This window comes from Saccharothrix lopnurensis, assembly GCF_042658445.1.
Classification (GTDB): domain Bacteria; phylum Actinomycetota; class Actinomycetes; order Mycobacteriales; family Pseudonocardiaceae; genus Actinosynnema; species Actinosynnema lopnurensis.
The window spans coordinates 1-12,566 of the sequence record NZ_JBHSQO010000015.1 but is presented as its reverse complement, the minus strand read 5'-3'; the positions used below and the strand labels follow the sequence as shown (position 1 = coordinate 12,566).

The following is a 12,566-nucleotide window of genomic DNA, read 5'->3' as shown; positions in this document are numbered from 1 at the left end:
GGACTCCTAACGCGTGCCGAACGTCAGCGGGAGGAAGATCTGGGCGGCGGTCAGCAGGACCGGCAGGACGGCCAGCACCACGTACGTCGAGTAGGACGCGGTGCCCAGGCGCAACGGCCGGATCCGCGCGGACCGGCACCGCTCCAGCTCGGCGACGATGGGCGCCAGCGCCTCCAGGTCGGAGTCGATGTCCAGGCCCCGCTGGTCGACCAGTCGGGCCAGAACCTCGGCGCGGGCGTCGCGCGCGGCTTCCGCCGCCCTGCGGAACACCAGCCACGGCACGACGACGCACAGCGGCACCAGCAGGATGTAGACCACGACCAGCACCGCGACCCAGCCGTAGTTGTCGATGCCCAGCGAGGCCAGCACGATGGTCAGCGTCACGCCCAGCAGGGCGTTGGACCACACCACGGTGCGGTACACGCGCGCCAGCGGCGCCCAGCCGTACCGGCCGTCGCGGTTGAGCCAGTCGGCCGAGGGCCGCACCACGAACTGCATCGCCACCGCCAGGTAGACCGCGATGACGCCGACCACCTGGAAGTTCAGGATGATGAAGATCGCGAACACGGCCAGCACCCAGTACAGGATGTGCCCGGCGATGTGGTGCTTGCCCGCCCACCAGCTGGAGTAAGCCTGGCGCGTCCACTCGGCCTTCGCCTCCTCGTCCAGGCCGGTGGGGGCCAGCACGTGGAACACGTTGTTCTCCAGCCCGAGCACCAGCAGGATGGTCAGCACCAGCGCGACCACGCTCAGGCACAGCAGCAGGCCCGCGCTCCGCCGCTCCAGCGGCGCCATCACCCGGGTCACGACGGCGTCCAGGGCCCGTTCCGGCGGCGTGCCCGCGGTCATCCGGTCCACCCGCAGGAGCCTGGACAGCAGGTTGGACCTGGGCCGGTCGCGCGCGACCAGCACGCCGTTCCCGGCCAGCCCGGACAGGCACCTCGCCAGGTGCTGCCACTGGCGGTGCAGCAGGACCGCGCCGGTGATCACGATGACCACCAGCATCCAGCTGACGATGTCGCGCATGAACGGGAAGCTGGGCGCCGACCTGGCCTGCTCGGGGACGCCGACCGCGCGCCGGGTGTCGGCCACCGGCTGGAAGTCGGCCGGGCCGCCGAACGTGCCCTCGGCGAGGCACACCAGCACGAGCACGCCCACGATCGCCACCGCGGGCAGCGCCAGCCACCCGGTGTGCAGCCGCTTGACGTTCCGGTAGAGCAGGGAGAACCGGAACGGGTCGAAGTCCTCGGTGGCGATCCTGCCGGTCATGCGCGCTCCGGGGAGGTGATCAGGGCGGCCAGTTCCGCCGGGTTCTCCAGCCAGGGCCAGTGGCCGCAGTCGGGGATCACCGACACCCGGGTGACCCGCATGATCGCCCGCAGCCGCGCGACGTCGCTCGGGCTGATCAGGCGGTCGCGGTCGCCGACGACGAGTTCCACCGGCTGCTCCACCGCGGCCAGCAGGCGGTGGTGGTCGATCGAGTGCGCGGACAGCAGGATTCGCAGGACGGCGAGGCTGCCGCTGCCGGACAGCGCCTCCACCAGGTGCTCGGTCGGCACCCCGGTCGGGCTCGCCACGAACGGCCAGAGCGTCGCGGTGCGCAGCAGCCGGGAGGCCGCCAGCGCGGTCAGCAGGACCCTCGGCACCGGCACCACGCCCGCCGCGAACTGGGCGGCCACCGCCAGGCCCAGCGCCGGGTCCCGCAGCGCCAGTCCCGGGTGCTGCGCCAGCTCCGAGGCCCGCACCAGCGCGCCGCTGACCAGGACGAGCTTGGTCACCCCGGCCGGCCGGGCGGCGGCCAGCCCGGCCGCGACCACGCAGCTGATCGAGTGCGAGACGACCACGCACCGGTCGATGCCGCGCGCGTCGAGGAAGCCGGAGATGTCCCGCACGGCGTCCGGGACCGCGAAGTGGCCCCGGCGGGTGCGGCTGTGCCCGAAGCCCGGGATGTCGATCGCGACCACCCGGGTGGTGGGCCTCAGCTCGTCGACCACCGCCGTCCACTGCTCCAGCGACCCGCCGAGGCCGTGCACGAGCAGGTGGGTGACGCCGGTCGGGGACTCCGGTCCGGCGTCGAGGTAGCGGATGCCGCCCTCGGTCCTCGTCGGGTAGCGCATGGCGCTCCTTCGGCGGTGCGAATGAGCGCGACGCCGGACCGGGCCGCCCGACGAACCGCGCCTGTCCTGGATTTCGCGCGCGGTCGGCGTGGCGTTAGCCGGTCCTTGATAATCCGATCGAGTGAGAAATGTGAATAATCGGGGGAATATGTCCGGGGATGTCCGGTCAGTCGTCGGAGCGCCGTCGCTCGAACACGGTGTCCGGCGCGGACTCCGGGATCTCGGTGCGCACGTCCGAGTCGCGCAGCACCTCGCGGGCCTGCGCCTCCGGGTCGGCGCTGCCGGTCTCCCGCTCCTCGGGTAGCAGGGTGGCCCGCGTCGCCGCCCGCTCGTCCACGCCGTTGCGCCGGTCGAAGGTCTCGGGTCGGTCCAGGTCGTGCTCGCGCCGGAGGCGGGCCTCCTCCTCGGCGGACAGCTCGGTGGCACCCAGGTCCAGGGGTTCTCGTTCGGTCACGTCCCCGGCGTACCCGATCGGCCGGCGTTTCACCCCTGGCAGGCGCCCGTCAGCTTCTCGGCCACCTCGTCCGACACCTCGTCGTCCGGGCCGACGACGTCCCGGACGCCGTCGCGGAAGTCCTTGCTCCACCGCGTGTAGCAGGGGATCGCGGGACGCGGCCGGGCGTCCCGGAGGGCGTTGCGCACGCTGCTGAACTGCTCTCCCTTGAGCAGCTCGTAGACCGAGTCGCGGGCGGGCGCGAAACCGCCGATCTCCGACAGGATCAGCTGGCTCTGCGCGCTGGTCATGAACTCGATCAGCGCCTGCGCGGCGCGCGGTTTGTCCTCGTTGTGCGCGGAGATCGCGAGGTTCTGCCCGCCGAGCACGCTGGGGGTGGGCGGCGCGGCCACGCGGAAGGTGATGCCGTTCTCGTCCAGCTCGCGCTGCCGGTCGGTGAGCTGCTCGTGCGCCACCGCCCAGTTCCGCATGTACTGCGCGCGGCCCTCGACGAACTGGTTGACGGCGTCGCCCGCGTTCGTGTCCCCGGGGCCGGGGTCGCCCGGGGCCAGGGCGGGGTCCCTGGTGGCGGTGTTGAGCTTGCGGAGCCCCGCGTTGTCCTTGTCGGCGAAGCGCGCCCGGTCCCCGTCGGTGGTGGGGCTGATCCGGCCGTCGTCCTGCACCACCACGCCCCCCTCCGCCCAGATGGCCTCCAGCGAGGTGATGGTCGCCATCTCACCGGACAGCTGGAACGCGTGGACCGCCATCGGCGCGGTCCGCGCGGTGATCCCGGAGTGGTCGTCCCAGGTGGCGGGCTCGACGGGGGTGGGGATGTCGGTGCGGTAGTAGACGAGCCCGACATCGGTGTTGAGCGGGAGGGCCCACAGCTTGCCGTCCTGCCCCTCGCGCTCGCCGGTGCGCAGCACCTTGTCCACGAAGTCGTCCAGGTCGACCGCCCCGAGCCGGGACCGGTCCAGCTCGCGGATGTAGCCCTCGTCGACGAACTGCGCCATCCACACCACGTCGAGCAGGTAGACGTCGGCCTCGTGCTTGCCGTCCGGCTTGGCGTCGTTGACCATGTGCTCGTACTGCTCGTCGGTCTCGCCGACCGCGTTCACGATCTTGGCGGGGTTGGCGGGGTGGGTCGCGTTCCACTGGCCCAGCAGCGTCCGGCGCGGGTCGTCCGGGCTCAGGTCCTCGGCCGCCATGATGACCAGCTCGCCGGGCTCCAGCCCGTCCGCGGAGGGCAGCAGGAAGTAGCTGCCCAGGCCCAGCACGACCACCGTGACGACGATCCCGGCCCGTTTCCGCCCGCCGCCCAGCACGTCCACGAACTGCTTGGCGAAGGCGGCGGCGGAGCCCTCCCAGCGCCGGAGGTCGCCCAGCACCCGGGGCAGCGAGTTGATCAGCACGCCGGACAGCACGAGCATCACCGCGGTCGCCGCCAGGTAACCGGCCCCGCCGGGCCGCCACCACTGGCTCACGTCCGCCACCAGGCGCGCGGACACCGAGGTCACCGCGGCGGTCACGGCCGCGAACAGGAACATGAGCACAAAGCGGTAGCCCGGCCGTCGTTGGCCCTCGGACTCGGTCATGCCAACCCCCCGGTCGGTGTGATCACATGGATAACAGCGACCGGGGGGAGTGTCAAACAGCCGAATGGTGTGTCGTGATTCCGTTGTTCAGACCCGCACAACCGCGGTGCCGATCAATTGTTCGATCACATATTCCATTCCGCGGCAATCGCGAACACGTGCAGGTCCTCGTCGACGGGCAGGGTGACCGAGCGCAGCACCTTGCCCGCCGGCGCGGTGAACGTCCTGGTGGCGAAGATGTGCGTGGCCACCTCCTCGCTGCCGCCCCCGCTCTGGTTGCGGTACGGCGTGGTCGCGACGACCGCGTTGCCGTGGGCGGGGGAGTTGCCGCCGCCGCCCAGCGTCCAGTCGCTGAAACCCAGTTCGACCGGCGCGGTGCTGCCGTCGGTGAACGTCACCGTGGCGGTGGCCGCCCGCGCGCCGTTGGTGGCCGCGCCGACGAACGCCAGCCGGGTGCCGGGAACGTCCAGGCGCTGCCCGTCGGCCACCGCGTTGTCCGGCCGCCCGGCGGGCGAGTCGGGCCAGCGGAACGACAGGCCGTCCACGGCGCCCGTGCCGCCGGGCGCGAGGCCCGCCGCGGCGAGCGCCTGGCGAGAGTAGCTGTACCCGCCGCCGTCGAAGTCGCCGTCGCCGGTCTCGTCCTCGGAGGTGCCGGTGTTGTCGACCGCGGCCAACATGCTGCCCTCCGGGGCCACCTTCACCACGAGCGGCAGCACCACCGGGTCCGCGCCCTCGACCGCCACCGTCACGGTCGCCGGGTGGAAGCCCCGCGGCGCGCCGGGCGCGGCGGTGATCGAGAACCCGCCGGGCACCGCGCCGGACGGCGGGTCGAACGACAGCGTCGGCGGACCGGTCACGGTGTAGGTGGCCGCCGGGTCGCCCTCGTAGAGCTTGGTGGGCACCACCCGCGCGGCCAGCGTCGCGCCGGGCGCCACCACGGGGTCACCGGGCTCGACCTTCAGGTGGTAGGGCTGGTCGTGCCGGACGGGCCGCTCGCCCTCGCGGAACGACGGCGGCGCGTCACCGGGCGCGGAACCCCAGGTCGGGTCGGGCGTCTCGGCCAGGGTGAAGGCCAACCGGCCGCCGCGCTCCACGAAGGACTCCGGCAGCCACGGCTTCGTGCTCGCCCGGCCGTCCACCTCCAGGCCCCGCACGTACATCGCCCGCGGCGACGCGCCCGGCGCGGTGATGGTGATGTCCCGGCCGCCGCCGCGGTTGATCTTCACCGAGGTGAACAGCGGGCTGCCGACGACCAGTTCGGCCCGCGACGGCACCTGCGGGTACAGCCCGATGGAGGCGAACACGAACCACGAGGACATCGCGCCGAGGTCGTCGTTGCCGGGGATGCCGCCGGGTCCGGTGGTCCACAGCGAGTTCACCACCTCGCGCACGGTCTGCTGGGTCTTGTGCGGCTGTCCCGTGTAGTTGTAGAGCCACGGCGCGTTCAGCGAGGGCTCGTTGTCCAGCGCGGACTTCGTGCCGCCCGCGCGGGCCAGCGCCCAGGTGCCGTCCTCGTGGTGGAAGAAGTCGTCCAGCCGCGCGTTCGCCCGCTCCGGGCCGCCGAGCGCGGCCACCAGGCCCGCCACGTTGTGCGGCACCATCCACGTGTACTGCGCGCTGGTGCCCTCGACGAAGCCGTGGCCGGTGTCGGGTTCGAAGTCCGGCGCCCACGTGCCGTCCTCGCCCCTGTTGCGCAGGTAGCCGCCGGTCTCGTCGGCGACCGGGTCGTAGTTGTGCTGCCACCACTGGGCGCGGGCGGCGAACTCGCGCTGCGTGCGGCGGTCGCCCACCCGCGCGGCCAGCCGGCTGATCGCGTAGTCCGCGCCGGACATCTCCAGCGTCTCCGCCGCGCCGCCCCACGCGTTGGACACCGACGGCATGTAGCCCAGCCGCAGGTACTTGTCCAGCGACGGCCGCTGACCCACCGACATCACCGCCCAGCCGTCCTTGCTCAGGTCCAGCGGTGTCGGCCGCGTCGCCGCGCGCACCAGCGACGCCAGCGCCCGCCGCACGTCGAACCGGTCGCCGCCGAAGGCGAGGATGCCCGCCAGCGCCGGTGGCGACGGGTCGCCGTTCATCACGTGGGTGCCGCCGTTGGCGTGCGTCCAGCGGTCCCACACGCCGCCGTTCTGCTCGGCCTGGTTGAGCAGGGACTGCGCGATGTCCGACCCGATCCCGGGTTCCAGCAGGGTCAGCAGCTGGAGCTGGGAGCGGTACACGTCCCAGCCGGAGAACGTGCCGTACTGGACGCGCTGCGGCCGTCGCACGCGGTGCGTCCTGCCGTCCGCGCCCGCGTACTCGCCGTTGACGTCGCTGAACACGTTGGGGTGCAGCAGGGAGTGGTAGAGCGCGGTGTAGAACTTCGTCCGGTCGCCGTCCGAGCCGCCGCCGACCTCGACGCGCCGCAACTGCTCCTGCCACGCGCGGTAGGCGTTGTCGCGCACGTCCTCGACGGTCAGGCCGTCGTTCTCCGCGCGCAGGTTGCGCCGGGCGTTGTCCGCGCTGACGTAGGAGATGCCGACGCGCGCGGTGACCGTCGAACCCGGCGCGAAGCCGAGGTAGGCGCCGGAGCCCTTGCCCGGCACGGGCCAGCCGTTCCTGCCGTAGGTGGTGCCGCCGCTCGTGGTGGTCGACCCGGGGGTGACCACGTCGTCGCGCCAGGTGCCGACCTCGGTGAACGGCTGGTCGAACTCCAGGGCGAAGTGCAGCGTATAGTAGCTGCGGCGGCCCTCCTGGTTGATGTAGCCGCAGAAGTTGCCGCTGGTCACCGAACCGGTGACGGTGCGGGTGGCCGCGTCCACGGTGGTGCGGGCGTCGCTGCTGCCCACCTGGGACTTGGAGGTGTGCACCAGCACGGTGGCGGGCCGCTCGGCGGGGAAGGTGAAGCGGGCCGCGCCGGTGCGCGTGGTCGCGGACAGCTCGGCCCTCGCGCCGGACTTCAGCGCCACGTCGTAGCGGCCGGGGCGCGCTACCTCGTCGGCGTGGCTGAAGTCGCTCGCGTAGACCTCGTCCTTCGCGTCGGTGGTCGGGCTGGTGGTGACCGTGCCGACGTGCGGGAAGATCGGCACGTCGCCCGACCCGCCGGCGCAGCCCGTGCCGGACATGTGGGTGAGGCTGAAGCCGCGCAGGCGGGTGGCGTCGTGCCGGTACCCGCCGGGCGCCGCGGCGCGCAGGGTGTTGCCGCGGGTGCCCTCGGGGCTGAAGGAGAACATGCCGAACGGCACGACCGCGCCCGGGAAGGTGTTCCCCTGGTTGCCGGTGCCGATGAGCGGGTCGACGTGGGCGGCGGGGTCGGGGACCACCCGGGCGTCGGGCTGCGCGGTGACCGGTGCCGCACCGAGCGCCAGCAGGGTGGCCACGAGGGCCAGGACGCTTGTTCGCTGCATGGTCCCCGACCGTACTGAGCGTGGTCGGTCAACCCCACAGGGTGAGCGATTCCTGTCGTCAACCGGACAACGCGTGCGGGCCGGGGGTCAACGGGGTACCCGGACGGGGTGACACCCGACCGAGGGAGCCGAGCCTTGACCGAAGACGCCGACCCGTTGCGGGGTCCCGCCGCCGAGCTGGCGCGGGTCGTCGCGGGCGATGACGACACCCGGTTCGCCCTGGCGTTCCAGACCCTGCTCAACCAGGCCGCGCGCTTCGCGGACGCCGAGGACCCGGTGCTGTTGGCGCGGGAGGCCGCCGGCCGGCCGGTCGAGCGGGACGCGCCGCTGTCCGCGCCCGACCTCTACACCGACCGCACGTACCTGGCGAACCTCCGCGAGGTGGTGGCCGACCGGCGCCGCATCGTCGGCGGGGTGCCGACGTCCGACTTCCCCGACTGCGTGGCCGTCGGCAGCGCCACCGGGTGGTGCTGCTCGGGCACGCTCGTCGCGCCCGGCGCCGTGGTGACCGCGGCGCACTGCGCGCGGGGCGGCTGCGGGCGGCGGGTCTTCTCCGGGGAGGACGTGAAGGCGACCGGCGCGGGGCGCGTGGTCGCGGTGCGGGAGGCCGTGGTCCACCCGTCGTACGGCTCGTCCGGGCCGTACGGGGACATCGCGGTGCTGCTGCTGGCCGAACCCCTCGACACCGCGCCGCGACCGATCGCGCCGGCAGGGGCCCTGGCGGGGGCGTCGTTCGTCCGGCTCGTGGGGTACGGCAACACCGATTTCCAGGGTCGCGTCGGGTACGGGCGTCGGCGGGTGGTGGACGTGCCGCTGGCCGGGCGCCTGCCGGGGTACGGCGCGCACCCGGACACCGAGTTCGTGGCGGGTGCGCCCGGTCTCGACCGCGACAGCTGCAACGGGGACAGCGGGGGGCCGGCTTACGTGTCGGTGGGGGATCGGTGGTTGCTGGCGGGTGCGACGTCGCGGGCCACGGACGGCGCGGTGCGCCCTTGTGGGGATGGTGGGGTTTACACGCTGGTTCCCGCTTACGCGGAGTGGGTCGGGTCGGTGGTGGGTGGTCTGGGGGGTTGAGGGGGCCGGCGGGCTGGTGCGCGACTGCCGCCGCCGCTGCCGCCCGCTGCCGCCCGCTGCCGCCCGCCGCTGCCGCGTGGCGGCTGCGGGGGCTCCGGCGGGTTCAGCGGGTGGCGGGTTCAGCGGGTTCAGCGGACGACGATCGTGTGCTCACCCCGGGGCACCAGCTCCCCGACCACCGGCGCGCCGGGCACCTCGCCCGCGACCAGCAGCCCGCCCGAGGTCTGCGCGTCGGCCAGCAGCAGCGCCTCGTCCTCGTCGACCGCGCCCAGGTCGGCGTGCGGGCGCACCCAGTCCAGGTTGCGGCGCGTGCCGCCGCTGACGTACCCGTCCCGCAACGCCTCCCGCGCGCCGTCCAGGTAGGGGACCGCGGCCGCGTCCACGACCGCGGTCACCCCGCTGGCGCGGGCCAGCTTGTGCAGGTGGCCCAGCAACCCGAACCCGGTGACGTCGGTGGCGCACACCGCGCCCGCGTCCAGCGCGGCCCGCGCGGCGTCCCGGTTGAGCCGCGCCATCGACGCCACCGCCTCGGGGAACACCTCGCCGGTCGCCTTGTGCCTGCTGTTGAGCACCCCGACGCCCAGCGGCTTGGTCAGCGACAGCGGCACCCCGGGGCGGCCGGCGTCGTTGCGCAGCAACCGGTCCGGGTCGCCGATGCCGGTCACCGCGAGCCCGTACTTCGGCTCCGCGTCGTCCACGCTGTGCCCGCCCGCCAGGTGCGTCCCGGCCTCCGCGCAGACCTCCAAGCCACCGCGCAGCACCTCGGCGGCCAGCTCGAACGGCAGCAGCTCGCGCGGCCACGACAGCAGGTTGACCGCCAGCACCGGTCGGCCGCCCATGGCGTAGACGTCGGACAGCGCGTTCGCGGCGGCGATCCGGCCCCAGTCGAAGGGGTCGTCCACCACGGGGGTGAAGAAGTCGGTGGTGGCGATGAGCGCCAGGCCGTCGCGGATGGTGACCACGGCGGCGTCGTCGCCGTGGTCCAGGCCGACGACCAGCTGCCCGAGCGGGTCGCGGGGCGCGGCCCCGGTCAGGCCGCGCACCACCTCCTCCAGCTCGCCGGGAGGGATCTTGCACGCGCACCCGCCGCCGCGGGCGTACTGGGTCAGCCTGGGTCGAGTCACGCGTGCCAGCCTGGCCGACCGGTCCGGCTCGCGCACCGCGGGAACCGGTTGGCCGCCTCGCTCCGCGCCGGGGCGGTGGCCCTGCCTCCGGTGCGCAGGGGCGGCGGGCGCTGTCAGGTCGGCCGGACCCGTCGCGCGCGCGGCGGGGGGCACTGGCAGGATTGGGCGATGGCACGAGGAGGCGTATCCGGCCTGGTGGCCGGCGCGGTCTTCAACACCGTTGAGCGGCAGGACCTGTCGCTGGCGGGTTCGATTCCCGTCCGCCTCCGCCATGGCGGTGACCGGTGACCGGTGGTTCGGCTGCCGGTGGTTCGAGGGCCGGCGGACCGGCGGCCGGCGGACCGGCGGCCGGTGGGTCGGTGGCCGGCGGACCGGCTGCCGGCGATTCGGCTGCCGGGCCCGTGGCCGACCCCCGGCGCGCCATCCCGCGCACCGACCGGGTCCTGGCCGACCCGCGCCTGGCCCCCGCCGTGGCGGCGCTGGGCCGGGGCCGGGTCAAGACCGCCGTGGTGGGGGCCCAGCAGCGGGCGCGCGAGGGGCTGATCGCGCCCGCCGAGGTGGTCGACGCCGCGCTGACCTCGCTGCCCGCCGGCGCGTCCTCGCTGCGGCCGGTGCTCAACGCCACCGGGGTCGTCGTGCACACCAACCTGGGTCGCGCGCCGCTGTCGGCCGCCGCGGTGGCGGCGATCGCCGACGCGGCCGGCTGCACCGACGTGGAGTTCGACCTGGTCGGCGGCGAGCGGGCCCGGCGCGGGCGCGGGGTGCTGGCCGCGTTGGCGGCGGCCGTGCCGGACGCGGGTGACGTGCACGTGGTCAACAACAACGCCGCCGCGCTGCTGCTGTGCGCGATGGCCCTCGCGCCCGGTCGGGAGATCGTGGTCAGCCGGGGCGAGCTGGTGGAGATCGGCGACGGGTTCCGCATCCCCGAGCTGCTGGCCTCGACCGGCGCCCGGCTGCGGGAGGTCGGCACCACCAACCGCACGCACCTGCGCGACTACGCCGACGCGATCGGCCCCGACACCGGCTTCGTGCTGCGGGTGCACCCCTCGAACTTCCGCGTCACCGGCTTCACCAGCGCGCCCGGGATCGACGAGCTGGCGGGTCTGGGCGTGCCGCTGGTGGTGGACATCGGCTCCGGGCTGCTCGCACCCCACCCGCTGCTGCCCGACGAGCCGGACGCGGCGAGCGCGCTGCGCGCCGGGGCGGCGGTGGTGACGGCCAGCGGCGACAAGCTCCTGGGCGGCCCGCAGGCCGGGCTGCTGCTGGGCGACGCCGAGGTGGTGCACCGGTTGCGCCGCCACCCGGCGGCCCGCGCGCTGCGCGTGGACAAGCTGACCCTGGCCGCCCTGGAGGCCACGCTCCTCGGTCCGCCGCCGCCGGTCGCGCGGGCCCTGGGTGCGGAGGCCGACGACCTGCTGGCGCGGGCCCGGGACCTGGCGCGGGCGCTGGCCGACCGGGGCGTGGACGCGACGGCGGGGCCCAGCGCGGCGGCCGTCGGTGGCGGGGGAGCGCCGGGGGTGGAGCTGCCGAGCGCGGCGGTGAGCCTGCCCGAGCGGTACGCCCCGGCGCTGCGCGGTGGGCGACCGCCGGTGGTGGGCCGGGTCGAGCGCGGCCGGTGCCTGCTCGACCTGCGGACCGTCGACCCGGCCGATGACGACCGGCTGCGGGAAGCCGTGCTGCGGTGCGGGGTGCCGGCCAGAGAGGCACTGGCCAGAGGGGTGCCGGCCAGAGGGGTGCCGGCCAGAGAGGTGCCGGAGCGAGGGGTGCCGGGTTGCGGGTGATCGCCACCGCGGGCCACGTGGACCACGGCAAGTCCACCCTGATCCGCGCGCTGACCGGGATGGAGCCGGACCGCTGGGCCGAGGAGCGCCGGCGCGGGCTGACCATCGACCTGGGGTTCGCCTGGACGCGCCTGCCCGCCGGACCGGTGGCGTTCGTCGACGTGCCCGGCCACGAGCGGTTCACCGCCAACATGCTGGCGGGCGTGGGACCGGTGCCCGCCGCGCTGTTCGTGGTGGCCGCGGACGAGGGGTGGATGCCGCAGTCGACCGAGCACCTGGCCGCGCTGCACGGGCTCGACGTCCGCCACGGCCTGCTCGTGGTGACCCGCTCGGACCTGGCCGACCCCGGACCCGCGCTGGCGGCGGCGCGCGAGCGGCTGGCGGCGACCTCGCTGGCCGGCGCGCGGTCGCTGGCGGTGAGCGGGGCGACCGGCGCGGGCCTGGCGGAGCTGCGGGCCGGGCTGGACGCGGTGGCGCGCGCGCTGCCCGGACCGGACCCGGCCGCCGACGTCCGGTTGTGGGTGGACCGCTCGTTCACCGTGCGCGGTGCGGGCACGGTGGTCACCGGCACGCTCGGCGCGGGCACGATCCGGGTCGGCGACGAGCTGGAGGTGGGCGGGGCGCGCGTGCCGGTGCGGGGTCTCCAGGCGCTGGGCGAGCCGGTCGACCTGGTGCGGGGCGTCGCGCGGGTCGCGGTGAACCTGCGCGGCGTGGAGCGGGACCGGGTGGGGCGCGGTGACGCGCTGCTGACCCCCGGCGCGTGGGTGGGGACCCGCGAGGTGGACGTGCGGCTGAGCGCGTCGGTGGAGGGGGTGCCCACCCGGCTCGTGCTGCACGTCGGCTCGGCGGCCGTGCCCGTGCACGTCCGGCCGCTGGGCCCGGACACCGCCCGGGTCGTCCTGGCCCGGTCGCTGCCGCTGCGCGCGGGTGACCGGGGCCTGCTGCGCGACCCGGGCCGCCACCGGATCACCGCCGGCGTGCTCGCCCTCGACGTGCGCCCGCCCGCCCTGGCCAGGCGCGGGGCGGCCCGGCGGCGCGGCGCGGACCTGGCCGGCG

The 12,566-nt window shown here is 74.9% G+C and carries 9 protein-coding genes and 1 tRNA gene; 4 read left to right on the top strand and 6 right to left on the bottom strand.

What is annotated here, in order from left to right; genetic code table 11:
• Positions 1-6: 6 nt before the first annotated feature.
• The 5 genes from ACFP3R_RS16845 to ACFP3R_RS16825 form a co-directional block, all read right to left on the bottom strand.
• A complete protein-coding gene (locus ACFP3R_RS16845; protein ID WP_380637152.1) occupies positions 7-1,269 on the bottom strand; it encodes a hypothetical protein in 1,263 nt (420 codons plus the stop codon).
• Positions 1,266-2,117, bottom strand: a complete 852-nt coding sequence (locus ACFP3R_RS16840; protein ID WP_380637151.1) for an alpha/beta fold hydrolase — start codon at positions 2,115-2,117, stop codon at positions 1,266-1,268. Before ACFP3R_RS16840 ends, ACFP3R_RS16845 begins: the two co-directional genes overlap by 4 nt.
• Before the next feature lie 166 nt (positions 2,118-2,283).
• Positions 2,284-2,571, bottom strand: coding sequence for a hypothetical protein (locus tag ACFP3R_RS16835; protein ID WP_380637150.1), 288 nt, complete (start codon positions 2,569-2,571; stop codon positions 2,284-2,286).
• Between the two features lie 29 nt (positions 2,572-2,600).
• Positions 2,601-4,145 (bottom strand): extracellular solute-binding protein, encoded by a 1,545-nt coding sequence (locus tag ACFP3R_RS16830; RefSeq protein ID WP_380637149.1) that lies wholly within the window; start codon positions 4,143-4,145, stop codon positions 2,601-2,603.
• A 125-nt stretch (positions 4,146-4,270) separates the two neighbouring features.
• The gene (locus tag ACFP3R_RS16825) at positions 4,271-7,531 is read right to left on the bottom strand and encodes a GH92 family glycosyl hydrolase (protein ID WP_380637148.1); all 3,261 of its coding nucleotides are present in this window, start codon (positions 7,529-7,531) and stop codon (positions 4,271-4,273) included.
• Positions 7,532-7,666: 135 nt separating this feature from the next.
• Between ACFP3R_RS16825 and ACFP3R_RS16820 the strand changes: the two genes are divergently transcribed.
• Entirely contained in the window at positions 7,667-8,605 is a 939-nt protein-coding gene (locus ACFP3R_RS16820) for a S1 family peptidase (protein ID WP_380637147.1), read from the top strand.
• Positions 8,606-8,733: 128 nt separating this feature from the next.
• Here ACFP3R_RS16820 and selD read toward each other — a convergent pair whose 3' ends face one another.
• The gene (selD, locus tag ACFP3R_RS16815) at positions 8,734-9,738 is read right to left on the bottom strand and encodes a selenide, water dikinase SelD (RefSeq protein WP_380637274.1); all 1,005 of its coding nucleotides are present in this window, start codon (positions 9,736-9,738) and stop codon (positions 8,734-8,736) included.
• 168 nt (positions 9,739-9,906) lie between these two features.
• Here selD and ACFP3R_RS16810 point away from each other — a divergent pair.
• From ACFP3R_RS16810 to ACFP3R_RS16800, 3 genes are all read left to right on the top strand, one after another.
• Positions 9,907-10,001: transfer RNA gene (locus tag ACFP3R_RS16810), tRNA-Sec, on the top strand.
• Positions 10,002-10,130: 129 nt separating this feature from the next.
• Positions 10,131-11,510 (top strand): L-seryl-tRNA(Sec) selenium transferase, encoded by a 1,380-nt coding sequence (gene selA / locus ACFP3R_RS16805; protein ID WP_380637146.1) that lies wholly within the window; start codon positions 10,131-10,133, stop codon positions 11,508-11,510.
• A partial coding sequence (locus tag ACFP3R_RS16800; protein ID WP_380637145.1) for a GTP-binding protein occupies positions 11,501-12,566 on the top strand: 1,066 nt, incomplete at its 3' end. The genes selA and ACFP3R_RS16800, both read left to right, overlap by 10 nt.

Excerpts from the sequence above, each read along its gene's own strand:
- ACFP3R_RS16845 (WP_380637152.1), bottom strand. The coding sequence starts at position 1,269 with ATGACCGGCAGGATCGCCACCGAGGACTTCGACCCGTTCCGGTTCTCC.
- ACFP3R_RS16840 (WP_380637151.1), bottom strand. The coding sequence starts at position 2,117 with ATGCGCTACCCGACGAGGACCGAGGGCGGCATCCGCTACCTCGACGCC.
- ACFP3R_RS16830 (WP_380637149.1), bottom strand. The coding sequence starts at position 4,145 with ATGACCGAGTCCGAGGGCCAACGACGGCCGGGCTACCGCTTTGTGCTC.
- ACFP3R_RS16825 (WP_380637148.1), bottom strand. The coding sequence starts at position 7,531 with ATGCAGCGAACAAGCGTCCTGGCCCTCGTGGCCACCCTGCTGGCGCTC.